The sequence below is a fragment of the Phaeovulum sp. genome (genome assembly GCF_041596715.1).
Classification (GTDB): Bacteria; Pseudomonadota; Alphaproteobacteria; order Rhodobacterales; family Rhodobacteraceae; genus UBA6213.
In genome coordinates this window covers 1-22,149 of record NZ_JBFHIA010000017.1, presented here as the reverse complement: position 1 = coordinate 22,149, position 22,149 = coordinate 1, and the positions used below count along the sequence as shown (strand labels likewise).

Genomic DNA, 22,149 nt, shown 5'->3' with positions numbered 1-22,149 from the left:
TGCGGAGGGTGAAAGATGAAACTTGCGGCGCGCTATGCGCATATGTTGGGCGCAACCGGCGACGGCTGGGCAATTCTATTTCGGGCGCGCGAGATGATCGCGGCGGGAAAACAGGTCACGATGCTGACGATCGGCGAGCCCGATGTGAAAACCGATCCTGCAATTTTGGCGGCGATGGATGCATCGGCGCGCGGCGGCAATACCGGCTATACCGACATCGAGGGGCAGCGATCCTTGCGCAGCGAAATCGCGGCACGGGTGCAGGCGCGCACCGGTGTTGCTACCCGACCAGAGCAGGTGATTGTTACCCCCGGCGGGCAGGCAGCGCTTTTTGCAGCACATATGCTGACACTTGATGCAGGTGACACCGGGCTTTACATCGAACCCTTCTACCCCACCTACCCCGGCACCATTCGTGCGGGCGGTGCCGAAGCGTTGGCGGTGCCGACCCGGCCGGAGAACAATTTTCAACCCGAGGTCGCGGCGCTTGATGCAGCGGCGCGCGCGAGTGGGGCGAAATCCCTGCTGATCAACACCCCCAACAACCCGACCGGCGTGATCTATTCACGCGCGACGCTCGACGGGGTAGCAGAGGTTTGCCAGCGCCGCGATCTGTGGCTGATTTCGGACGAGGTCTATGACACCCAGGTTTGGGAAGGCGGGCATGTGAGCCCGCGCACCTTGCCGGGGATGGAGGAGCGCACGCTGGTGCTGGGGTCGCTGTCGAAAAGCCATGCGATGACAGGTTCGCGGATCGGCTGGATCGTGGCACCGGAAGCTGTCGTGGAAGCGGCGCACCAGTTGGCGATCAACACCACCTACGGGGTGCCCGGCTTTGTGCAGGATGCGGCCCTCTTCGCCCTGCGGCAGGGTGCCGAGGCCGAGGCGCGCAATGCCGCGCCCTACCGGCGGCGGCGCGATATCGCAGCGCGCGTGTTGGGCGGCAGCCAAGCGGTGCGGCTGATCCATCCGGCGGGGGCGATGTATGTGATGGCCGACATCCGCGCCACCGGGCTTTCGGGTGATGCATTCGCGCGGCGGTTGCTTGACGAGGCGCGGATCGGGGTGATGCCGGGTGAAAGCTTTGGCGGGGCGGCAGCGGGGCATCTGCGCATTGCGCTGACGCAAGAGGATGCGGTGCTGGAAGATGCCCTCGGTCGCTTGCGCGCCTTTGCCGAGGCGCTGCTGCCCTAAGGCGGCGCGCTTCGGCTCAGCCGAGCACGCGCGCCAGCGACCAGAGGCCGAACCCGCCCATCATCAGGCTGGAGAGGCGCGCGACCCAAAGCGCGAAGGCATCCGGCAGGCGATGATGCGCCGCCGCGATGCCGCCCGCAAGCGCGCCCCACCACAGCATTGACCCCGAAAAGATGCCCGCCACCACGGTAATTGCTGCGGCCAGACCAGCGGTTTCGGCAAGCCCGAGGCCCGCGAAAATCGCGGCAAAGGACAGGATCGTGGCCGGGTTGGCTATGGTAAGCGCATAGGTTGCCAATGTGGTCGCAAGCAAGCCGCGCGCGGCAGGTGCGGCGGCGGGCTGCGCACTTGGCGCGCTGCGCGGCCAGCCGCGCCATGCGAGCCAGAGCAAGAACCCGCCGCCCCCCAACCCCAGCGGCACCGAGACCGAGGCCAGCACCGCCGCAAAAGCGGCAAACCCCGCTGCCGCCAGTGCAGCGTAGCTTGCATCAGCAAGCGCCGTGCCAAACCCGCCTGCCACGCCCGCCCAGAAGCCGCGCGCCAGCGTGCGCTGAATACACAGCGCCCCAATGGGGCCAAGCGGTGCGGCGATCGCCAGCCCCACTGCCAGCGCCTTGAGAAACAGCATCACGGCGCGCCGCGGTAGCGAAAGGGCGGCGCCACCACCTCGGAAAGCGCTAGGATCGTTTCGCTGCGCGCGAGCCAGCCTTCCTCCTTGAGGCTGCCAAGAAATGCCTCGACCGCAGCCAGATCGGGCAGTTGGATTTGCAGCAGATAGGACCATGGGCCGGTGACGTGGTGGCAAGCGGTCACCTCGTGCCGCGCGGCGATGGCGGCGCGAAAGGCGGGCTCGGAGGCCGAAGGGTTGAGCGCCAGCCAAACGAAGGCGCGCACCGGCAGACCGAAGGCCGCAGGGTCGGCATCGGCGCGCAGCGCGCGAATGGCCCCTGCCTCGCTCAGGCGGCGGACACGCTCGTTCACCGCCGAGGTCGAAAGCCCCACCGCGCGGCCAAGTGCGGCAAGAGGCTGACGCGCGTCATCGCCGAGTATTGCGGTGATCTTGCGGTCTGTATCGTCTTGCGCCATTTTTATTCCTGCCAATAACGTTTATCTCCGCAATATATCCACTCTTTCGCAACGCCTCAATCCCACACCGCGCCTTGCAACCGCGCCCGCCTCGTGCACTGTTTGGCGAAAGGAGTCGCATCATGAACCACGAAGATCTGCGCCATTGGTCCAAGCACGCGGCTGACTGGGCCGCCGATTACCACGCAAGTCTGCGCGACCGCCCAGTGCGCCCCGACATCGCGCCCGGCGACTTTGCCAAGGCGCTGCCAGATCTGGCACCCGAGGCCGCAGAGCCGATGCAGACGATCTGGGATGATTTCATTCGCCTTGTGCCGGGTGCGATGACGCATTGGCAGCACCCGCGCTTTTTCGCCTATTTTCCGGCCAACGCCGCCCCTGCTTCGATGCTGGCAGAGCAACTGGCCAACGCGATGGCCGCACAAGCGATGCTGTGGCAAACCTCGCCCGCCGCGACCGAGATGGAGGTGGTGGTGCTGCGCTGGCTGGCAGCGGCGCTGGGCCTGCCGCATACGCGCGGTGTCATTCATGACAGCGCCACCACCGCAACGCTTTCAGCGGTGCTGACCATGCGCGAACGCGCGCTGGGTTGGGAGGGGTTGAGCAAGGGGCTTTCAGGGGCACCGCGCTTGCGGCTTTACGCCTCGGATCAGACCCATTCCTCGGTCGATAAGGCGGCGCGGCTGGCCGGGATAGGGCAGGAGAACCTCGTCAAGATCGTAACCGATGCAAGCGGCGCAATGCGCGCCGATGCGCTTCGCGCCGCTATTGCGGCCGACCGGGCGGCGGGAATGTTGCCGATCGGGGTTGTGGCTTGCGCGGGCGGCACATCGGTTGGTGCCTTTGACCGCATCGGCGAGGTGGTGGCGGTTGCGCGCGCCGAAGGGCTGATGAGCCATGTCGATGCCGCATGGGCGGGCAGCGCGATGATCTGCACCGAATACCGCGCGCTTTGGGCGGGGGCCGAGGCGGCGGACTCGGTGGTGATGAACCCGCATAAATGGCTTGGTGCGCAGTTCGACTGCTCGTTGCAATTTCTGGCCGATCCGGGGCCGCAGATCCGCACGCTGGGGCTGCGCCCCGCCTATCTGGAAACGCCGGGGCAGGAAGAGATTACCAATTTCAACGAATGGACCGTGCCGCTCGGCCGCCGCTTTCGGGCGCTGAAACTTTGGTTCCTGCTGCGCGCCTACGGGCTAGAGGGGTTGCGCGCGCGCATCCGTAACCATGTGACTTGGGCGCAAGAGGCCGCGGCCAGTCTTGCCGCACTGCCGGGGGTAGAGACTGTGACGCCCCCTTCCCTTTCGCTGTTCAGCTTTGCGCTGACATCGGGCGACGCCGCAACCGAGGCGTTACTGGGGCGCATCAACGCCGACGGTCGTATCTATCTGACCCAAACCCGCCACGCAGGGCGCTACGCCATTCGCGTTCAAGTCGGCCAATTTGACTGCACCGCTGAGGACGTGGCGATGATCGCGACGGTCGTATCGGAGTTATTGCCATGAAACGCCTGCTGCTTTCACTTGCACTGATGCTCGCGCCTTTGGCCGTGGGTGCAGAACCCTACCCGCAGCATTTGACCACCACGCTCAACGATTACGCCGACCTCTTGGCGCCCGATATCGAAGCCGAAGTCATCGCCGAGATCGAAGCACTGCGCGCTGAGACGGGGGTGGAACTGACGGTGCTGACCATCGAGAGCCGCGCGAGCTATGACCCCTCGCCCTCGATCGAGGCATTCGCCACAGGGCTTTTCAACGCTTGGGGCATTGGCGATGCGGCGCGCAATGACGGTATTCTGATTCTGGTAGTGCGCGATGACCGCGAAATGCGCATCGAACTGGGCTCGGGCTACAGCCCTGAATATGATCTGCCCGCGCAAGACATCATCAACAACGTGATGCTGCCCGCGTTTCGCGCCGAACAATATGATCAGGGTATTCTCGCTGGAACCCAAGCGGTTATCGCGCATATCGCGCGCCGCTTTGCAGGGCTTGCACCGCGCGAGGGCGAGGTGCCGATCGGTGCGCCCAGTTCAGGCAGTGCGGGGCTGACAATTGCCGTTGTGGCGGCAGAGTTTCTCTTTGCTCTCGGTATACTGTCGCTGGTCTTTCGGCGCAGGCTGGGCCAGTTCATTGACCGCTATCGCCGCTGCCCGCAATGCGGCCAACGCGGCCTACACACCGAACGCCATGTGCTGGTGCAACCAACAAGCGCCAGTCGCGGCCAAGGTGAAAAACTCACACACTGCGACCATTGCAGTTGGAGTGTTACGACCAGCTATACGATTCCCGACACCTCGTCCTCTTCCTCCTCGGGCGGCAGTTTCGGGGGCGGGTCATCCTCTGGCGGCGGCGCATCCGGCAAATGGTAGCGGCTTGCGCGCAAGGCAGGTGCCCGTTAGTTTCTGAACAAACGTTCAGTTATATCTAGAGGCAATGCGATGCAACTTGGCGAGGTAAAGGCAATTGTCACCGGCGGGGCCTCGGGGCTTGGGGCCGCAACCGCGCGGCATCTGCGCGGCGCTGGCGCAAAGGTCACGATCGCCGACCGCGACGCGGCGCGCGGCAAGGCACTGGCGGCCGAGATCGGTGCCGGATTTGTAGAGGTCGATGTCATCAGCGAAGCAAGCGCCAGCGCGGCAATTGCCACGGCCAAGGCGGCGATGGGCGGGTTGAACGTGCTTGTAAACTGCGCGGGCATCGCAACCGGCGAACGCGTGGTGGGGCGCGCTGGCCCGCACAAGCTTGAAAGCTTTGCGCGCACCGTCGAGATCAACCTGATCGGCAGCTTCAACATGATCCGCCTTGCCGCCGCCGAAATGGCCACCAATGCCGGGCCCGAGCGCGGGGTGATCGTCAACACCGCCTCGATTGCCGCTTTTGACGGGCAAAAGGGTCAGGCCGCCTATGCCGCTTCCAAAGCCGGTATCGCGGGCATGACCCTGCCGCTTGCGCGCGATCTGGCCAGCCAAGAGGTGCGCGTCTGCGCCATCGCCCCCGGTATCTTTGCCACGCCAATGCTGGCTGGCCTGCCCGCCGACGTGCAAGAAAGCCTCGCCGCAGAAGTCACCTTTCCGCGCCGCTTGGGCGACCCAGCCGAATACGCAGCGCTGGTCGGCTTCATCCTAGAATGCGGCTATCTGAACGGCGAGGTGATCCGCCTAGACGGTGCGTTGCGGATGCGCTGAGCGCAATCGCACGCCCCGCGCAGACGCGGCACAAATAGCGGTTGCAAGCCCCCGCGCAGCACGATAAATCCCGCCACCATGACGGCCCTACCGCGGAGAGGTGGCAGAGTGGTCGAATGCGGCGGTCTCGAAAACCGTTGTGGGTGAAAGCCCACCCAGGGTTCGAATCCCTGTCTCTCCGCCAGATTTCCCCAACGTGAAATCAGCAATTACCAAGACAAAACAAGACGTTACGGAAAACCGCCGCCCGGCGTGTCCGTTATTGTGGCTTGATTTGCTACACATTTTGCCGCACAAATCGCAGCACGGGGCAAAACCGGGAGTCCGGCCATGACCATTATGAAGCGCGGCAGCACTTACCACCTGCGGAAGCGGGTCCCGACGCGATACCAGCGGGTTGATGACCGCAAGAGCGTCTGGATTAGCCTTCACACCGATTCCGAAACCATTGCCAAACAGAAGGCCCCTATCGCGTGGCAACATCTGGTCGAGGCATGGGAAGCCCGGCTGGCGGGCGACACGGCGGACGCGGAACGGCGCTTTGACGCGGCCAAGGAATTGGCGGCGGTGCGGGGCTTCCGATACCTTCCGGCGGCCCGCGTGGCCGATCTGCCCCGCGAAGACCTTCTGGCCCGCGTGGAGGCCGTCAAAGGGCGCGACGGTGAGCCGGACCCGCGCGAGGCGGCGGCAGTTCTGGGCGGCGTCCCTGAACCGCAAATAACGGTCTCTCGGGCGCTCGATCTCTATTGGGGCTTGGCTGCCGATAAGACCCTTGGCAAGAGCGATGACCAGCTTCGCCGCTGGAAAAATCCGCGTCTGAAAGCCGTGCGCAATTTCATAGAGGTGGTCGGGGACAAGGCCCTGCCCGACATTACGGGCGACGACATGCTGGATTTCCGGGGCTGGTGGCTTGAGAAGCTGGAGTCCGACAACCTCACCCCGAACAGCGCCAACAAGGACCTGATTCACCTCGGGGACGTGTTGAAGACGGTCAACAAGATGAAGCGCCTCGGGCTGGTGCTGCCCCTGTCCGATCTGTCCTTCAAGGAAGGCGAAGCGCGCCAGCGCCCGCCCTTCTCGGAAAGCTGGATCAAGGACCACCTCTTGAAGCCCGGCGCGCTTGACGGGCTGAACAAGGACGCCCGGTGCATCCTCTTGGCGATGGTGAACACGGGCGCGCGGCCCAGCGAACTGGCGTCCCTGACGGGCGCGCAAATCCATCTGGACGCCCCTGTGCCCCATATCTCCATTGAGCCGGTCGACAGGCAGTTGAAGACCCGTAACGCCCGCCGCGTCATTCCGCTGGTGGGGGTGTCGCTGGACGCCTTCAAAACCTGCCCCAAGGGGTTCCCCAAATACCGCACCACGTCCGCCAGCCTGTCCGCGACGGTGAATAAATACCTTCGCGCCAATGGTCTCATGGAGACGCCGGGACATTCTCTCTACGGGTTGCGGCATAGCTTTGAGGATCGACTCTTGGCAGCGGGCATAGATGAACGGATCAGGCGCGACCTTTTCGGCCACGCCCTTGATCGGGAGCGTTACGGCAAGGGGGCTTCGCTGGCCCACGTTCGGGACCTGATTCAGCGGGTGGCGCTTTGAGCGGCAACCGCGCGAGCGCGGGCCACCACGTCATTCGCCAGCAAGGCTTCCTCTTGCGCGATTTCGGCCTCTAGGCGGCTGAAAATCGGCGCATAGACGGGATCGGCCACCACCAGCTTGGCGACGGTCTCAAGAGCCGCCCGAAGGCGCTCCAAGTCCGTTTGCATGGTGGTGGCCGCCCGCATCGTCTTAGCCGTTCAGCCGGACGTTGACGGTCCCGCTGGGGTTCGCGGCGGCGGTGACGGCAAGGCCGATCTCGGCATTGTTGCCGGTGTCGTCGTCGGCGGTCGCCAGCTTGGCCGTGTCGTCCCAGAAGACGGCATCGCCCACGGCCAGAACGTCAGTGCTGACCTTCGGCATGGTGAAGACGCCCACCGTCACAAGGTCGAGGGAGTCCCCGATCTCGGCATTCCCGGCAGCAATGCCAAAGAGGTTGCCGACAAGGACGCCTTGGCCAGACGTGGCGGTGGCGGTCGCCGTGATGGTGATGTTGTCACCGGGTTGAACAAAGTTGCGCATCTCAGATTCCTTTCGAGGTTTTGAACAGGATGGTGTTGGCGGGCCGGGCCGTCTGGGCGGAGATTTCCGCGTCCAGCGCAGCCAGCGCGCGGGCCATCTCAGCGTCAGACCGATATTCGATCTCTTCGCCATTCTGGTCCCGGAAGCGCCGGACGCCGCCAGCGCGGGCGGCCAAGAGGTCCGCCCGCATTTTCTGAAGTTCGGCCACGGTCGCCATATTACGCGCCTTCGTTGAAGTAAGCGCCGCGCCAGTCAGCCCAGCCCGTGCCGAAGTCGAGGAAGGCGCGATACTGAAGGCCCAGCGTGGTCCACGCCTCTTGCCGCTGAATCTGCACCCCTTGGGCGCTGGACAGGTAAGCGAACTGCAAGGACGGAACCGCCGCCGGATCGGCCATCACGAACCAGCCGGTGCCGGTGATCCGGGGTTCCACCACCAGCTTCAGCTTGATCGGCTGCACGTCGTCAGTCGTCGCGGCATAGATCGCCGCAAACAGCTTTTCGGCTTTGGTTTCGAGTTCGGGGCCGATCACCAGATAACGGGGCGTGACCCCGATGATGGTCTTGCCGTCGAGACCCTTCACCCCGCGCATGGCGAGGCGGGCCGCGTCCAGCGACGTTTCGGTGATGTCAGCACCCGCCGCCGCCATGTTGCCGCGCCCGGTGGCGAAGACCGCCGTGCCGTCGCTCAGAAGCGGGTTGCCGGTGAAGGTGCTGACCAGTTCGTCGGCTTCGGTCTGGGCCGCAGCCGCGCCAATGGCGGCGGTCATGTCCCCGAGCATGTTCAGGTCATCGTCGATCAGCAGCCTGCGGCTGACATTGATCGCCCGCCCGAAGGTCTTCAGGCTCATCTTCTCACCGGACTCGGCGCGGCTGGTCGCTTTGAACTCGCCATGCTCGGTCATTTCCTCAAGGCGGCCCATCTCGCCAAGGCGATTGCTGGTGCTTTCCTTGAAGTTCGGCAGGGTCCGCTGCCGGGCGAGCGCCTTCAGCGGCGACTCGGCGGCGCGGTAGCTGTCCAGCGCGACCTTGCCCATCGCATTGCTGACCAGCAGGGGGAAATCGCTGGTGCCATGCGCGGCGGCGCGCTGGAACAGTTCATCGGCGCTCAGGCCACGGGTGGACTCGCCCGCCCGCGTCAGGGCATCGGCGGCCATATCGCGGAGCGACATATTGACGAACTCGCGCGAGCCGTCGGGCAGTTCGCCCCCGGCCATGCGAAACGCGAGGGCGTCGGCCTGACGGGTGCGCAGCGCCGCCGGATCGGCGTTGGCCGGGGCGGCGGTGCGGATGCGCGCGGGCGTCCGGCGCTGCATTTCGTCGAAAGCGGCGGCGCGGGCCTCGGTCAGCGTGGCTTCCGCGTCAATCTGGGCATCGGCCCATTCGGCGGTCAGGCCCGCGCTACGCGCAATCTGGCGGATCGCGGCGCGGGTCTCGGCAGCGGTGGGGTTCTCCACCGTCTTGATGTCGTCTTCTTCCATTTCGTGACTCCTGAATTGGCTGCCGGGGTCGGCAGGGATCGGGACGGCGCTGACTTCCGAAATCGACCAAGCCGCCGCCGTCCGAATGCGGGTCTTGGAATTGGGGTCCGTGGACTCGGTCCACCGGGTGACGCGGTAGCCAATCGACACGCCTTTCAGCGTCCCTTCCTTGATCCGCTCCACGATAGGGGCCGCGTCCGCCGCGCCAGACAGGCGAATGGTCGCCACCAGTGCGCCTTCCTCCATCCGATAAGCGGCAACGCTCCCCACAACGTCACGGGCGGACCCTTGGCGGTGGCCGTCAAGGACCGGCGCACCGATAAGGCGCGAGAGGTCCAGCCCCGCCGGGTCAAGGCGTTCAAGGAAGCCCTTGCGCTGCACGGGCGCGAAAGTGGAGATAACGGCCTCAACCGTCCCCGCGTCTGCGTTGAATGTGTCGGGCGCGAAGGCGGCCCGGCGGGTCAGCAAAGTTTGCGCTTCCATTCCGAAAATTCCTTGTCTTTGGCGGTCAGCTTGCGGCCCTCTTTCGGCAGGACGATCACCGTCGCCCGCCTCGGGTCGAGGGTCAGCGTGGGGCCGCGAATTTCGTCAGACGCCCCGGCCTTCCGGGCCAGCTTTTTGCAATATGCGTCGTAATCGTAGTCAGGCATCGGACGACTCCGTCTTCTGGGCGTTCTGGCGCGGATCGGCGGCGATTTCGGAGTCGAGGTCTTCGAGGGACCAGCCGCGTTGCGCCACCAGCTTGCGGCGCGACGTGAGGCCCGCTTCGAGTTCGGCCACGTCGGCCTGAACCTGTTTGGCCGGATCGACCTGCATGAAAGCGGGCGGCAGCCATTCAGCGGCATAGGCGCGCGGCGCGGCCTCAAAGTCGGGCGCGGCCAGATCGCCGGAAAGCACCGCGAAGGCGACGACCTGCCGCCAGATCGGCGCAAGGAACTGCGGGACCAAGACCCCGTATTGAATCTGTTCCACCCGCTGCCGGAACGGCAAAAGCCCGGCCCGAAGGCTCGAATAGTTGGCGTTGCTCAGATCGCCCGACAGAAGGTGATCGGGCAGCCCAAGGCCCGCCGCGAGTTGCTGAAGCTGCAAGCGTAGAAAAGCGCCAATCTCCGTCAACTGGCCGGGGGTGTTGAACTTGACATCGTAACCCGTCGGAAGGCGCTTCATGGTGCCCGGCTCCAAGCCGGTTTCCAGAATGCCGCCCTCGCCCGTGCCATCATACGGTTCGCCGCCCGTCCCGTTCAGGTCGATCAGGAAGGCGGAGTGCATCGCCGCGACCTTCGCGCCCATCAGCAGGGCGTCGGTCAACTGGTCGAAATCGGACGCGCTCAGGATGACCGGGGCCAGCCAAGAGACGCCGCGCACCTGACCAGCCGCCAAGGGCTTCATCACATGAAGGATTTCGTCGGCAGGAACGCGGACCGGCGGCGCGTGATTGGCGAAAACGTCGGTCAGTTTCGAGGGGAGAACGTGGTAGGCCACCCGGCGGCCTTCAGCGTCGAACTCGACGCCCTGCACGATCACGGCCCCGTTGCCCAACTCACGAGTCAGGCTTTCGTCCACCAGTTCCGGCGGCAGCAAGCGGAGACGCGGCCCGTCTTCGGTCGGGATGACCTGCACAAAGGACTCGCCGTCGATCACCAGTCCGCGCGCCACATCCGCCTGAAGCCCGAAGAAATCCGTCCGCCCGTCCGCGTCGGCATGGTCAGCCCACGTCCCGAAGGCCGCCGTCAGATCGGCACGGGTCGCAGCGTCGGGATGCTTGGGCGTCGGCACGATACCCGGCCCCACCAGCGAGGCGGCCCAATTGTCGACGCCGTTACGCACCCACGGGTTGTTGTTGGCGAGATATGCGCCACGGGACCGCAGGACAGGCGCGGCGGCAGTTTCCGAATTGACGCGCCCGAAAGTGCCCATCCCAAACCCGCGCCGCCCGCCCGCCGCGCCATCAAAGCGACGGACGGCTTGCGCCTTGGCGGGCCGGGTGAAGACGCGGGAAAGGAACGGGAACGCCATATCAGTCCGCCTTCGCCAGACGCGACACGAGGACCAGCGCAAGCGGCGAAATCGGCACCATCAGGTCAGCCACCGGCTGTTCAGGGTCCGGGCTGGTGTCGTCTTCGGGCCGCTGCCCGAAATACTCGCCGTCGCCAAGGGAGAGATAGGCCCGACAATTCGTCGCCCCCAGCCGCCCCACCCAGCGCAGATGCAGAGCGACATAGAAGGGAAGGCCAGTCTCGAACTCAGCCCACAAACGAGCGGCAGGCGTCTCGGCGGGCGGCGGAAGGCCGGGGCCAACCTCGGCGCGGCCCGGGTTGCGGCTGTCCGCGCGCCAATGCTGAAGGCGCGAGGTGGCGACTTCCACGGGAATGCCGGTCAGCCCGAGTTCGGTCAGACGGCGCAGGACCGCCGCCACGAGGACCTGTTCCTTGCGGAAAAGGTAGGGTCGCCGCCCGTCCGTCGTCGAACGGCCATAGGGCTTGATGCTGCCCGCCTTCAGGCGATTGCGGAAAAACGCGGTCGCCTGCGCTTCGTCGAAACGGCGGCCATCGGCCAGCGCGCGCGCAGCCTGTTCGGTGGTCACGCCGTCTTCGTCGGGCGCGTCGAGCGGCACCCAGAGCGGGCCACCATATTCGGGATCACGGGAATCATGGGTCATTGTCAGGGCCTCCATACTGGCGATTCCCTGATTACCCGATTGCGACGACCGGAGTCAAACCTTTGTTTTTGCATAGTAAAATTCTTCTTGACAGTCAAACAAGATTAGACAGTCGAAATTCCTGCGTTGACTCCGGTCGCGGCAATCGGTTATTTAGGGGCGTGGGGATTGGTGGTCCCCACCCATGTCGTGCCAATGCGGCGGGCGGTGTTTTGATACCTCCCCGCCCGCCGCAAACCACCGCCAAGGAACGTCAGATGGACCGCAAAACTCGCAGCGCTCACAGCCTTTTCGCGCCCTACATCACGGGCGAGATTCACCCTGCCCGCCACGCAGCGGCGCAGCGGATCGTGGGCAACTGGTGCGTTCGCTCTGGCGAGTTCGCCAGCTTGTCTTGGAATGATGCTCAGATCGCGGACGCCATTGATGACGACTTCTCCCGCGACACGGGATTCACGGCGATGCTGAATCGGGTCCTTGCCCTGCGCGACGGTCGTGGCCCGCTGCCCGCCTAAGTGCTTTTCAATTCGCGCTGATAGTCCAGCCCATCGTGTCGGCCATCGCTGACGGGATCACCTTATCCAGCAAAGCGCCCATTATCAGGTTTGAACCGACGGCATAAAACGGGCCATCGAATCTGCCGTTCGAGAGTTCTGCCCGTTGCAAGTTGCTCATCATCGCGTCCATGTTGCTGTAGCATTTCACCATGCCCAGCCAGAGGAACATTTCGGTTTGTGCTTTGGCTGAATCTGCATAGGCGTCATTCAGCTTGTTGAGCGACGAAACGCACTTATCAACGTCCAGCGAGAGGGAAAACAAGGCGTATTCCCGAGAGTTTAGCGCACGGGTCAGGCGCGCACCCTGCGCACCCATTTCCTGTTTGATCCAATCGTTCTCAGAAGGCGACAAGCGCGGGACTCGGCTATCGAAGTCGTTCCAGTAGGCGAGCAACACCGTCACATATGCCTTGCGCGTTTCCAACGAGACGTAGGGTTCACCGCCGAACGGAATCACTTTGTAGATCGCGCTTTCAAGTTCCTTGGTCGAAGCAAGAGACTGTCCCGAAGCGAGTGCAAAACAGGCGGCAATGCCCACGGCAAGGAATGAACTTCTCAATTTACGGCCCCTCTAACCAACGGCTTTTCACCACGGTAGCGGGCTTTTTCGGCGTTGTCTTCGATTCCACCTCACCTTCGCGTCGGTCCACGTCCGCGTTGACCAGTGCCCGCACGGCCATGCCGTAGACCACGCAGTCAAGGGACTCAGCCCGACGGCCCGGCACCCTCTCCCACTGGCGCAGCGGAGCGCCCTTGCGATAGCGCACCACCAGCCGTTCGGCGGCCAATTCTTCGTAGAAACGGCCTTCCAAAGTGTCGCTGAAGCGGACAGAGCCGCCACGGGCGAGGCGGTTCATTAGCTGCCCCTTGACCGAGTCCACCCCGACGATAAACAGCCGCGCGCCTCGGGTGTCGCTGGCGCGGATCGTGGGGCGGTTCCCGGAAGCCCCTTTCACGGCATAAATGCGGCGCGACATGCGCGGGCGGCAGAATCCCAGGACTCGGTCCATCGTCACCCCGTCGCCCGCGTCCACGCCCGCCGCGTCGATCCGCAGGAAGCCGCCCTTCCGGTGCTTCCAAACCGTCCGCAAGGCGTCGTCGAGTTCCGCCCAAACGTCGTCCCCCATCGGGTCCCCGTAGATCACCGATTGCCCCAAGATGAATATTTCATCCCGGCCCCAGCCAAGGAAAACCATCTCCAAGCGGTCGCGCTGCACGTCGATTCCGGCGGTCACGAAAAGCACCTCGGGCGGGATCGCGTCCGGCAGCGCGAAGGGTTCGGCACGGGCCGCCAAGGCCGCTTCGTCGATTTCCTCCGCCGCCTCGCGCCAGCCCTGCCCCATGAGGGTATTGGTCCAGACCTGCAATTTGTCGGGGTGGTCTTTCGATTCCAGAAACTCTTGGGCGATTTTCCCCCATGAGGCGTTCGCCAGCGTGGAGACAAGCGCATTCAACCGAAACCCGGCATGGCCTTGCACCTCCGGGCGGGTGATCCGCCAGCGGCCCGCCGTCACCATCACGGGCTTGTGGCGTTCCTCGGTCACGGCCCCGCAATGCGGGCAGACATAGGCGGCGCGGTGCGGCTCGCCCTCGGGCCATTGAATGTCCGCCCAAGCGATTTCGTGATACTCCCCGCAATGCGGGCAAGGCACCTCAAACACCCGCATATCGCTGGCGGCGTAGCTGCGCAGGACGTTGCTGGTGGCCTCCATCGTGGGGGTGCTGCCCAGCACAATCTTGCGGTTCGGGAAGGACAGGGTGCGGCGTTCAGCAAGCGTGATCGGGCTGCCCTCGGCCCCCGGTTCCATCGCATCAGCTTCGTCGATCAAGAGAACGCGGACGTTGTGCCGCCGCAGGTTCCGGGGCGATTTCGCGGCCACGACTTTGAGGCTGCCACCGGGGAAACGGCGCGACAGAAGGGTGTTGCGCCCGGACTCGTCGGCCTCCGCAGAAAGCAGGTTCCGCAGTTCGGGGGTGGCCCCGAAGATCGGTTCGAGGTCGCTCACGACGTAATCGCGGGCGTCGGCCTCGGTCGGCTGAAGGACCATGATCGGCGAAGGCTCATTGGCGATGTATGCGGCCACCGTGCCCGACAGAAGCGTGGTAAGCCCCACCCGGACGGGCTTCACCACCGTCACACGCTCCACCAGCGGGTCGGAAATGGCCTCTGCGATACCCGTCTGATAAGGCCAGAGGGTGACACGGCCCGGCGTAGCGGACACGCCTTCAGGAAGCCGCATAGTCGACTCGATCCAATCCGGCAGGGACAGGCGCGGCGGGGGCTTCAGAGCGGTCAGAGCGTTGCGACGGGTGCGGGCAAGCGTGTCAGTCATCGGCGGCAATCTCCATCAAAACGTCGCGGACTTCGGCATCCAGTGCGGCAAGGTCGTGCGGGGTCAGGTGCCCCAGCTTCGCGGCAGCGCGAGACGGCAGCGAAAGGAAGCCCGCCCGAAGGCCGCGCAGCACGTCGGCCCACGCGCGTTCCACCTCGGCGGCGGCGATGATCTCGCCCCGCGCCTTGGCGTTGGCGATTTCCAGCTTCTCAGCGGTGGCCCGCGCGGCGCGCAGTTTCTCGGCGGCCAACTCGGCGTCCACCTTGCGGCCCACGGACCCGGTGCGGGCATGGCCGCAATAGGCGCGGATCGCCCGGCGGAGCGGGAACAGCTTGGCCGGGGTGCGGGGCAGAATGCCTTCCCTTGCCAGTGCCGAAACGTGGTTCGGGGTCAGCCCCAGCCAGTCGGCCAGCGTGGCGGCGTTCACCATGTCGTCGGTCTCGGACGGGTCTTCCGGGTCGCCCACCAGCGCGGCGATTTCGGCCATCTCGATTTCGTCGATGTTTTCCAGCATTGTTTCCTGCCTCTCAGCCCTAGTCAGCCACCCACGGCGGCAAAGGGAATTTCGATTTCAATTTTCTTGTGCAGAGCGAAAAGCCGGGGCTCCGCGTCCCCCGCACCCCGACGCCCCCGGAAGGACCCGTGGCGGTCATCGGACTGCCGTGGCTGCCCATGATCTGCTGACCCTTCCTGACCCTTGCATGGGTCAGCCTCAAAGCATTGGTATTAAAGGACAAATGGGCAATCCTGACCCTACTGACCCTTAAAACCCCTATGTTACGCCCCCAGCCCCCGTGCTGCCCTCTCCACTGGTGGCGTTGGCCCTGCTTCTGTCCCCCAGCACTCTTTTTGCCCTGATAAGGGTCAGAAGGGTCAGCCAAGGGATTCACCAAGGGAAAACAGGGCCTTACGACTGACCCATAAGGGTCAGCCCAAGGGTCAGGAAGGGTCAGCCGACTGTGATATGTTGCCGCCGTGGTCATCATGCTGCCCTAGCCCACCGCTTGCCATGTTCCGTATGAATCTTGGCCCAGCCAAGGGTGCGCAGGATGTCGGCCACCCGCTTCTGGTTCGCCCGCGTTTGCTGCCCGCTGGTGAGGCCAAGCGCGCTCATAACCCCGGAAAGCGTCACAACCGTCTTCACCTCGCCGGGTCCGTCGAAATCGTCTTCGGGTTTGTCCAGCCATTCGGCCACGTCATCCGCCCAGCTATCGGACTCGCGGGCGGCCTCTTGCACCGGGCGCGCGTGTTCCGCCTCAAAGTCCCGATCCAGCCACCACGGTTCGCCCGCGTCATAGGCGGCCACGGCTTCGGCAAAAAGCTGGTCCCGCTCACTGGCGAGGGCTTCAACGTCGATCACCTGCCCCACGGCCACCGGCCAGAAGCGCCGCCCGCCCGTCGCGTCCCGAAGGAACTGGTCGTCATTAGTCGTGCCCACGAAAACGCATTGCCGGGGGAACGACTCGTCGAATCTGGCGTAGGGCAGCCGCACCCGGTCAATCGCGCCAGAGAGGAAGGCTTTCAGGTCTTCGGCCTCGCTCTTGCGGGACGGTGCGAGTTCGGCCAGTTCCACCAGCCATTTCCCTTGCAGGTGGCGAATAGCGTCCGTCTTGTCCCCGGTGATGCTGGGCAGCGTATCGCTGAAATACTCCGCCCCGGCGAGGATACGGCAGGCGGTCGATTTGTTCTGGCCCTGCGGCCCGGACAGAACAAGCGTGTGATCCGCCTTGCAGCCGGGTTCCATGACGCGGGCCACCATCTGAATCAGAAACTTGCGCCCGACGGCCCGAGAATAGGGCGTGTCCGCCGCCCCGGCATGGCGCACCAGCCACGAGTCCAGCCGCTCGCGCCCGTCATGGTGGAGGCTCCGCAACTGGTCCCGGATCGGGTGGTATTGCAAATGCCGGGCCACGGTCAGGGCGGCGTCGGCCACCAGTTCCTTCCCGACGGTGCGCAAGCCGCGCCGTTCCAGCCCCGTCCGCGCCAGAGCAAGGGCCGCGTCATTCAACGGCCCGTCGCACCATTCATCCCGCCGGGTCATAAGGTTGTGCCGAAGGCCGGGCAGGATCGAGTCGAGGTTCCGCCCCAGATACACAATCGCGTTGTTCAGGTTGTTCACGGGCTTGCCCCGTTCCCGGATCACGCTGCCCCAATCCGGGCCTTCGGGGATCGCAGGCAAGCCGATCAGGTCTTCAATCTCCGCCAGTTCATCGGCGGGGATCACGTCATCAAAGGGGGACAGGTCGATCCAGCCCCGGCGCTCCGCTTCCGCGCGGATCGTGGCGAAGGTGCGAGGGTTCTTGCCGCCGCCCCCGAAGGAATGCCAGACGGTTTCAGTTTCGTCGGGGCCATAGCTGGGGTGCCGCTCGCTCCACTCATGGAACAGGACCAGCCCGTCTTCGCTGCCGCCCGTCGCATGGTGCAGCGCCATGCCCATTTGCAGCCACCATCCACGCTCTGCCGCGTCCGGGTTGCTCGCGTCATTGGGGATCGTCAGAAGGGCTTCCCGGACGTGCTTCAGGGCCAGCCCCTCGCCCTCACCAGAAGCGGCCCGGCGCTCGCGCTTCACGCTGCCGCCGTCCTTGTAGATCGGGGCCAAGCCTTCCACCGTGTCAATCGGCTGCCCGTCCACAAGGAAGGTTTCGACAGGAGTCCCGCCTTCCACGTTGCCCGCGTAATAGGATTGCGACAGGGTGAAGCTGGCCGGGTCCAGATCGCCCCCAAGGACGCCATTGAGCCGTGCCATGAGGTCTTCGCGGGCCTCGGGCGGCAACGGGCCACTGAACGGCGTGAAAACGCGCCAGCGTGGCTTCTCGGGGCTATGGCTGGGAGTCGTATAGATCAGCGCGGCCACGCCCGCCGCCTTCAGGGCATCGCGGGCCGCCTCGGGCGTCATCTCCCCCTTGTCATAGTCCGCTTCAAGGCCGGTCACGCTGCGCACATTGGCATTGTGGCGAAGGCTATTGTTGCGGCTCAGGTCGGGGCCGAATTTCGCCAGCTTGAGCCAAGGCAGCCGGTCCTTGCTGGCCGCCCGCTGGTCCGCAATCCAGCGCGCCAGATCGGCCAGCGAGAGGGTCAGTTCCTTTTTCTGAAAAGCGCCGCGTGTCGGGAAGCGAGTCAGCGTCAGGGGTTGCCGTGCATCGGCAGATTTCGTATTCTTATCAGGCATCTTTTGGTTTCCTATGGGCCTCTGCATGAGGGTGCACTTCTTCCACGCCCCCGGTCAGCCAGCCGGGGGCGTTTCCATTTCCGAGTTTATCGGGAATCGGGTCTATCGCCACCAGATTTTGCAACACAAGTTGCAACACATTTTGCGGCGCGCGAATTTTGTAAGTAGCTGATTTGATGTTATAATTTAGTCTGACGAAGTCGAAACGACGGACTGTCTCTCCGCCACTTGACCCAGCCTTTATCCATCGCAAGCAAACTCCGGGTTTTTGGCTTTGCCCATCAGGCGCGCGGCGCAACGCGGCTGGCGCAGAGCTTGAAGATCGCGCGGCATCAGGCCTAGTCGCGCGGCGGCGGCCTGGGCAAAGGCGGTGGGTGTTTGTCAAACGAGGCTGGTGCGGGGCTTCGGGGTCTGATCTTTATGCCGCTGCCCTGCATTGCGCGCACTTGTCTATCGGCCACCATCTTCAAACGCCTTCATGCCAGTGGACCTGCGGCTAGCGATGCACGCATATTCACGCCGGGCCGTTCATCGTCGGTGCGCCGCCCGGCCAAGGGCAGATCACCTGCCAAACCGGGATAATGGTAGCGAGAACGCCGCATCGCAGAAAGATGGGGCGGCGCTATGTGCATAGCAGCCATGCATGTAATGCATCTCAACTCATCTGGCTGAATACGTGACAATCTGCCAGATATATTGAGTTTTTCTAGAATCAGAATTGGGTGTCTCCATGTCGGTCCAGCCTGGCTCTTACGCCAGTTTACCCCGCCGTGCCTTTATGGCTGGCCTAGGGGGTATTGTGATTCTGCACTGCAGCACGGCCCTGTCGGGAAGTGCCTTGGCCCAATCCGCGCCGCTGAATGCAGATGCTTCAGGCCCTGCGGCCCCGGTCGGCTCGGCCTTTGACTTTGACGTGTTGACCGAGGAAGTGCGCGCGCTTGCTCAGCTGGATCACAGCCCCGCGGCAAAGGCTGAAGGCTTCTTTTCGGACTTCAACTATGACGACTACCAGGCCGTTCAGTTCAACCCGAAGCAAGCCCGATGGGCGGGCCCAGAGGCAGGCTTTCACCTCCATGCGTTTCACCTTGGTTGGCTTTTCGCCGAACCGGTAACCTTGTTCGAGGTGGATGGGGGCATCGCGCGGCCGATGGCCTTTTCGACCGATGATTTTCTCTATTACGACCGGGTCAAGGACCGTGTCCCCCCACACGAACCGCTGGCCGGCGTGGCGGGCTTTCGCTTGAACGCACCGCTCAACCGTGTGGATCAGTTTGACGAGGTCATCGCCTTTCTGGGGGCCAGTTATTTCCGGGCCGTTGGGCGCGGGAACACCTATGGTCTTTCGGCCCGTGGCCTTGCCATCAACACCGGTCTTGGCAGGGCAGAAGAGTTTCCGCTCTTCTCGCGGTTCTGGATCGAAAAGCCCGTTCCCTTTGCCCGCCAGATCACCGTCTATGCCGCATTGGAAAGCGAGAGTTGCACAGGTGCCTATCGCCTTGTCATCACGCCCGGCGCGGACACAGTGATCGACGTAACGGCGCGCCTGTTCTTCCGGACCGAGGTTGAGCAGGTGGGCATTGCCCCCTTGACCTCGATGTTCCTCTTTTCAGAGAAAAACCGCGCGAACTTTGATGACTTCCGACCCAATGTCCATGACAGCGATGGTCTGATCATTCACCGGCAAGATGGCGACACGATATGGCGCCCTCTAAACAACCCTGTACGCTTGTCAGAGAGCTGGTTTACCGAGGAAAGCCCGAAAGCCTTCGGCCTGATGCAGCGCGACCGCAATTTTGAAAGCTATCAAGACGCGGCGGCGCATTACGAACGCAGGCCATCGCTTTTGATCGAGCCGATGGGGGACTGGGGCCGTGGCGCGGTGCGCTTGGTGGAGCTTCCTACCCAGCATGAAGTGAATGATAATATTGTCGCTTTCTGGGTGCCAGAAGGTAAGGCCGTCCCCGGTGAGATGCGCGAGTTCTCCTATCGCATGCATTGGGGCGCGCTACCTGTAGACGCTTTGGCAGATATCGCCTTCGTTCTGGAAACCCGCACAGGTCTTGGCGGGGTCTCGGGCGTTGAGAACAACGACGGCACGCGCAAGTTTGTCGTGGATTTTGCTGGCGGCATGTTGGCGTCTTTGCCGCAAGACGCCGAAGTGAAGCCTGTGGTTTCGGTGTCGGGGGGCAAAATCGCGGTGCTGACCTTGTCAAAGATCGAGGACGCGAAGGTTTGGCGCCTTGTGATCGATGTTTTGGCGGAATCGGGTGATGCTGTGGAACTCAGGGCTCACGTCGCGGGATACGGGCGCAGGTTGACCGAGAATTGGTTGTATCAATGGGTCGCGGCATGACCAATAAGTTGCCCAAAATAGCCAAGCGCGCCAAACCGGCAAAGCGGATTGATCGCCTGCCCAGTTTCATGGCCCCGCCAAACGCACCCTTGGTGATGCCAAAGCAGGTCATCCAGCCGACCGATGGATTTGTTCGACGCGCTGCCGTCCAACTGGTTGCGCGGCTGACCTTGCTGAGACACAGCGTTCGTCGCTCTGGCTGATCCATGACGCCGGCAATCGAGCCACACCACCCTTTGACTATGCACCGATCAACTGTGCCGCGCCTGCTTGCCTTGTCATCGAGCCTTTTGGCGGCGACGGCTGCCGGAATGGCCTTTGTCATCTATGGTGCCGTCGATGGCCTGACATTGATCGACGTGGTGCGTGCGTTGCTCATCGTATTGTCCACGTGGTGGCTTGCTTGGGGCGCGGCAACGGCGCTTCTTGGCCTTACCTCTCGCCGCCGCGTAGAAATGCAGACCAGCAGCCCAATTCGCGGCAAGACCGTGGTGATTGTGCCCATCTACAACGAAGACCCGATCGCAACCTTTGCGCGGATCGCTGCGATGGACGATTCCCTTTCTGCCTGCGGCCCCGTTCCGCAGATTGATTTTGCGGTTCTATCCGACACCCGTGACGATGCCATCACCGCCTTGGAACGCCATTGGTTTGCGCGACTGCTCGCGCGTCAATCCGCGAAAGGGCGCATGTTCTATCGCCACCGCATCAAAAACACAGGCCGCAAGGCTGGCAACATCGAAGAGTTTATCTCGAAATCTGGCGGGGCATGGGATTACGCCGTCATTCTTGATGCGGATAGCCTGATGGAAGGCGCGACCATTCTGGAAATGATCCGCCGGATGGAAGCGGATCCAGACCTTGGATTGTTGCAAACCTTGCCGCGCGTCATTGGTGCCCGGTCGATTTTTGGCAGGGCAATGCAGTTTGCGGCGGCATTCCATTCCCCGGCCTTTGCGCGGGGCCTTGCCGCCATGCAAGGCCGGTCTGGGCCATTCTGGGGCCATAACGCCATTGTGCGGGTCCGAGCTTGGGCAGAAAGCTGCGGCCTTCCGGCCTTGTCCGGCCCGCCGCCATTCGGCGGCTACATCCTAAGCCACGACTCGGTAGAGGCGGCCTTGCTGGCGCGCGCGGGCTGGCGGGTGCGACTGGATGATGACCTTGAAGGCTCTTTTGAAGGTGGTCCCGAAAATATCATCGATCACGCAAAACGCGATCGCAGGTGGTGCCAAGGGAACCTACAGCACAGCAAAGTCCTTGGCGCGCCCGGATTGTTGCCGTGGAGCCGTTTTGCCTTGTTTCAGGGCATCTTCGCATATGCCGCGCCCTTGATTTGGCTGGCCTTTATTGCCGCCTCCATCGCAGCGATCCCTTTGGCTAGCGAGCTTAATTACTTCCCCGAAGCAAATTGGCCCTTCCCCGTCTTTCCGAACGATCAGACAGCAAAGGCGATCGGCCTTGCACTCGGCATCTTCGGTCTTCTCGTATTGCCAAAGTTTCTGATCGGCCTCGATGCGATTGTGACTGGCCGCATCCAGCGCTTTGGCGGTGTCGGCAAAGGCATGCGCGCGGTTCTGGCAGAATTGGCCCTATCGTCGCTACTTGCCCCAATTCTTCTGGCTTTTCAAAGCCGGTCGGTGATTCAGGTGTTGATGGGCAGTGATGGCGGTTGGCCCCCCAACAATCGTGGCGACGGCGGGTTAAGCGGAAACGAAAGCTGGGCCGCCGGGCGTTGGATCAGCCTGTGGGGTATTGCGGGCATTGCAATCACCCAATTTCTGGCTCCGGTCCTGACCCTTTGGCTGCTGCCCGTGGCCCTGCCCATGATCCTTGCGCCGATTCTTATCTGGTGGACCTCTCGGCCCACGTCCAACAGCCGCTTTCCCGTTCCTGCGGATGTCTTCCCGCCGGAAGTTCTGGCCCGCCACAACGCGATAATGGCGGCTTGGAACACCGAAGTTCCGCAGCCAAAGATTGCCTAGCGCAAGGCTCTTTCCTACGTCATTGCA

General features: G+C 63.6%; 21 protein-coding genes and 1 tRNA gene. 9 read left to right on the top strand and 13 right to left on the bottom strand.

Annotation, left to right across the window (positions count from 1 at the left end):
- Window positions 1–15: 15 nt before the first annotated feature.
- The gene (locus tag ABY403_RS02400) at window positions 16–1,194 is read left to right on the top strand and encodes a pyridoxal phosphate-dependent aminotransferase (protein ID WP_372838329.1); all 1,179 of its coding nucleotides are present in this window, start codon (window positions 16–18) and stop codon (window positions 1,192–1,194) included.
- Window positions 1,195–1,210: 16 nt separating this feature from the next.
- Here ABY403_RS02400 and ABY403_RS02395 read toward each other — a convergent pair whose 3' ends face one another.
- Both ABY403_RS02395 and ABY403_RS02390 read right to left on the bottom strand, forming a co-directional pair.
- Window positions 1,211–1,822 carry a LysE family transporter gene (locus tag ABY403_RS02395; RefSeq protein WP_372838326.1) on the bottom strand — a complete coding sequence of 204 codons (612 nt, stop codon included), beginning with the start codon at window positions 1,820–1,822 and terminating at the stop codon, window positions 1,211–1,213.
- A complete protein-coding gene (locus ABY403_RS02390; protein WP_372838324.1) occupies window positions 1,822–2,280 on the bottom strand; it encodes an Lrp/AsnC family transcriptional regulator in 459 nt (152 codons plus the stop codon). The genes ABY403_RS02395 and ABY403_RS02390 overlap by 1 nt, the downstream gene beginning before the upstream one ends.
- A gap of 122 nt (window positions 2,281–2,402) precedes the next feature.
- On the opposite strand from ABY403_RS02390, the gene ABY403_RS02385 reads away from it, so the two are divergent.
- The 5 genes from ABY403_RS02385 (at window position 2,403) to ABY403_RS02365 (ending at window position 7,072) form a co-directional block, all read left to right on the top strand.
- Entirely contained in the window at window positions 2,403–3,785 is a 1,383-nt protein-coding gene (locus ABY403_RS02385) for an aspartate aminotransferase family protein (RefSeq protein ID WP_372838321.1), read from the top strand.
- Window positions 3,782–4,654 carry a YgcG family protein gene (locus ABY403_RS02380; protein WP_372838318.1) on the top strand — a complete coding sequence of 291 codons (873 nt, stop codon included), beginning with the start codon at window positions 3,782–3,784 and terminating at the stop codon, window positions 4,652–4,654. Before ABY403_RS02385 ends, ABY403_RS02380 begins: the two co-directional genes overlap by 4 nt.
- Window positions 4,655–4,723: 69 nt before the next feature.
- The gene (locus tag ABY403_RS02375; RefSeq protein WP_372838315.1) at window positions 4,724–5,470 is read left to right on the top strand and encodes an SDR family NAD(P)-dependent oxidoreductase; all 747 of its coding nucleotides are present in this window, start codon (window positions 4,724–4,726) and stop codon (window positions 5,468–5,470) included.
- Window positions 5,471–5,564: 94 nt separating this feature from the next.
- Window positions 5,565–5,654 (top strand) — tRNA-Ser (locus ABY403_RS02370).
- 146 nt (window positions 5,655–5,800) lie between these two features.
- Window positions 5,801–7,072, top strand: a complete 1,272-nt coding sequence (locus tag ABY403_RS02365) for a DUF6538 domain-containing protein (RefSeq protein ID WP_372838312.1) — start codon at window positions 5,801–5,803, stop codon at window positions 7,070–7,072.
- Here the strand turns inward: ABY403_RS02365 and ABY403_RS02360 are convergent.
- Genes ABY403_RS02360 through ABY403_RS02330 form a run of 7 tightly spaced genes read right to left on the bottom strand, consistent with a single transcriptional unit; the run spans window position 7,054 to window position 11,728 of the window.
- Window positions 7,054–7,239 (bottom strand): hypothetical protein, encoded by a 186-nt coding sequence (locus tag ABY403_RS02360; protein ID WP_139231383.1) that lies wholly within the window; start codon window positions 7,237–7,239, stop codon window positions 7,054–7,056. The two genes, ABY403_RS02365 and ABY403_RS02360, sit on opposite strands and share 19 nt — an antisense overlap.
- Before the next feature lie 22 nt (window positions 7,240–7,261).
- Window positions 7,262–7,591, bottom strand: a complete 330-nt coding sequence (locus ABY403_RS02355; protein WP_372838308.1) for a DUF2190 family protein — start codon at window positions 7,589–7,591, stop codon at window positions 7,262–7,264.
- A gap of 1 nt (window position 7,592) precedes the next feature.
- Window positions 7,593–7,808: a phage head-tail joining protein gene (locus ABY403_RS02350; protein ID WP_372838306.1), complete on the bottom strand. Its 216-nt coding sequence runs from the start codon at window positions 7,806–7,808 to the stop codon at window positions 7,593–7,595.
- 1 nt (window position 7,809) lies between these two features.
- Window positions 7,810–9,537: a prohead protease/major capsid protein fusion protein gene (locus ABY403_RS02345; protein WP_372838303.1), complete on the bottom strand. Its 1,728-nt coding sequence runs from the start codon at window positions 9,535–9,537 to the stop codon at window positions 7,810–7,812.
- Window positions 9,531–9,719: a hypothetical protein gene (locus tag ABY403_RS02340; protein WP_372838301.1), complete on the bottom strand. Its 189-nt coding sequence runs from the start codon at window positions 9,717–9,719 to the stop codon at window positions 9,531–9,533. The genes ABY403_RS02345 and ABY403_RS02340 overlap by 7 nt, the downstream gene beginning before the upstream one ends.
- A complete protein-coding gene (locus ABY403_RS02335) occupies window positions 9,712–11,085 on the bottom strand; it encodes a phage portal protein (RefSeq protein WP_372838298.1) in 1,374 nt (457 codons plus the stop codon). Before ABY403_RS02335 ends, ABY403_RS02340 begins: the two co-directional genes overlap by 8 nt.
- Before the next feature lies 1 nt (window position 11,086).
- Entirely contained in the window at window positions 11,087–11,728 is a 642-nt protein-coding gene (locus ABY403_RS02330) for a hypothetical protein (RefSeq protein WP_372838296.1), read from the bottom strand.
- A 257-nt stretch (window positions 11,729–11,985) separates the two neighbouring features.
- Here ABY403_RS02330 and ABY403_RS02325 point away from each other — a divergent pair, with 257 nt between their 5' ends.
- Window positions 11,986–12,243 (top strand): hypothetical protein, encoded by a 258-nt coding sequence (locus tag ABY403_RS02325; RefSeq protein WP_372838293.1) that lies wholly within the window; start codon window positions 11,986–11,988, stop codon window positions 12,241–12,243.
- A 7-nt stretch (window positions 12,244–12,250) separates the two neighbouring features.
- Here the strand turns inward: ABY403_RS02325 and ABY403_RS02320 are convergent, their stop codons facing one another.
- The 4 genes from ABY403_RS02320 to ABY403_RS02305 form a co-directional block, all read right to left on the bottom strand.
- Window positions 12,251–12,823, bottom strand: coding sequence for a hypothetical protein (locus tag ABY403_RS02320; RefSeq protein WP_372838290.1), 573 nt, complete (start codon window positions 12,821–12,823; stop codon window positions 12,251–12,253).
- Window positions 12,824–12,845: 22 nt separating this feature from the next.
- A complete protein-coding gene (locus ABY403_RS02315; protein ID WP_372838288.1) occupies window positions 12,846–14,525 on the bottom strand; it encodes a phage terminase large subunit family protein in 1,680 nt (559 codons plus the stop codon).
- An 85-nt stretch (window positions 14,526–14,610) separates the two neighbouring features.
- Window positions 14,611–15,132, bottom strand: a complete 522-nt coding sequence (locus ABY403_RS02310; RefSeq protein WP_372838286.1) for a hypothetical protein — start codon at window positions 15,130–15,132, stop codon at window positions 14,611–14,613.
- A gap of 468 nt (window positions 15,133–15,600) precedes the next feature.
- Window positions 15,601–17,787: a VapE domain-containing protein gene (locus tag ABY403_RS02305; RefSeq protein ID WP_372838283.1), complete on the bottom strand. Its 2,187-nt coding sequence runs from the start codon at window positions 17,785–17,787 to the stop codon at window positions 15,601–15,603.
- A 730-nt stretch (window positions 17,788–18,517) separates the two neighbouring features.
- Here ABY403_RS02305 and ABY403_RS02300 point away from each other — a divergent pair.
- Together ABY403_RS02300 and mdoH are read left to right on the top strand one after the other, a co-directional pair.
- A complete protein-coding gene (locus ABY403_RS02300; RefSeq protein WP_372838280.1) occupies window positions 18,518–20,140 on the top strand; it encodes a glucan biosynthesis protein in 1,623 nt (540 codons plus the stop codon).
- Window positions 20,141–20,346: 206 nt separating this feature from the next.
- Window positions 20,347–22,122 (top strand): glucans biosynthesis glucosyltransferase MdoH, encoded by a 1,776-nt coding sequence (gene mdoH / locus ABY403_RS02295; protein WP_372838278.1) that lies wholly within the window; start codon window positions 20,347–20,349, stop codon window positions 22,120–22,122.
- Window positions 22,123–22,149: the final 27 nt, after the last annotated feature.

Bases quoted from the DNA above. Each gene is read 5' to 3' on its own strand.
- ABY403_RS02400 (WP_372838329.1), top strand. From the start codon at position 16: ATGAAACTTGCGGCGCGCTATGCGCATATGTTGGGCGCAACCGGCGAC.
- ABY403_RS02395 (WP_372838326.1), bottom strand. From the start codon at position 1,822: ATGCTGTTTCTCAAGGCGCTGGCAGTGGGGCTGGCGATCGCCGCACCG.
- ABY403_RS02390 (WP_372838324.1), bottom strand. From the start codon at position 2,280: ATGGCGCAAGACGATACAGACCGCAAGATCACCGCAATACTCGGCGAT.
- ABY403_RS02385 (WP_372838321.1), top strand. From the start codon at position 2,403: ATGAACCACGAAGATCTGCGCCATTGGTCCAAGCACGCGGCTGACTGG.
- ABY403_RS02380 (WP_372838318.1), top strand. From the start codon at position 3,782: ATGAAACGCCTGCTGCTTTCACTTGCACTGATGCTCGCGCCTTTGGCC.
- ABY403_RS02375 (WP_372838315.1), top strand. From the start codon at position 4,724: ATGCAACTTGGCGAGGTAAAGGCAATTGTCACCGGCGGGGCCTCGGGG.
- ABY403_RS02365 (WP_372838312.1), top strand. From the start codon at position 5,801: ATGACCATTATGAAGCGCGGCAGCACTTACCACCTGCGGAAGCGGGTC.
- ABY403_RS02360 (WP_139231383.1), bottom strand. From the start codon at position 7,239: ATGCAAACGGACTTGGAGCGCCTTCGGGCGGCTCTTGAGACCGTCGCC.
- ABY403_RS02355 (WP_372838308.1), bottom strand. From the start codon at position 7,591: ATGCGCAACTTTGTTCAACCCGGTGACAACATCACCATCACGGCGACC.
- ABY403_RS02350 (WP_372838306.1), bottom strand. From the start codon at position 7,808: ATGGCGACCGTGGCCGAACTTCAGAAAATGCGGGCGGACCTCTTGGCC.
- ABY403_RS02340 (WP_372838301.1), bottom strand. From the start codon at position 9,719: ATGCCTGACTACGATTACGACGCATATTGCAAAAAGCTGGCCCGGAAG.
- ABY403_RS02335 (WP_372838298.1), bottom strand. From the start codon at position 11,085: ATGGCGTTCCCGTTCCTTTCCCGCGTCTTCACCCGGCCCGCCAAGGCG.
- ABY403_RS02330 (WP_372838296.1), bottom strand. From the start codon at position 11,728: ATGACCCATGATTCCCGTGATCCCGAATATGGTGGCCCGCTCTGGGTG.
- ABY403_RS02325 (WP_372838293.1), top strand. From the start codon at position 11,986: ATGGACCGCAAAACTCGCAGCGCTCACAGCCTTTTCGCGCCCTACATC.
- ABY403_RS02315 (WP_372838288.1), bottom strand. From the start codon at position 14,525: ATGCGGCTTCCTGAAGGCGTGTCCGCTACGCCGGGCCGTGTCACCCTC.
- ABY403_RS02310 (WP_372838286.1), bottom strand. From the start codon at position 15,132: ATGCTGGAAAACATCGACGAAATCGAGATGGCCGAAATCGCCGCGCTG.
- ABY403_RS02305 (WP_372838283.1), bottom strand. From the start codon at position 17,787: ATGCCTGATAAGAATACGAAATCTGCCGATGCACGGCAACCCCTGACG.
- ABY403_RS02300 (WP_372838280.1), top strand. From the start codon at position 18,518: ATGTCGGTCCAGCCTGGCTCTTACGCCAGTTTACCCCGCCGTGCCTTT.
- mdoH (WP_372838278.1), top strand. From the start codon at position 20,347: ATGACGCCGGCAATCGAGCCACACCACCCTTTGACTATGCACCGATCA.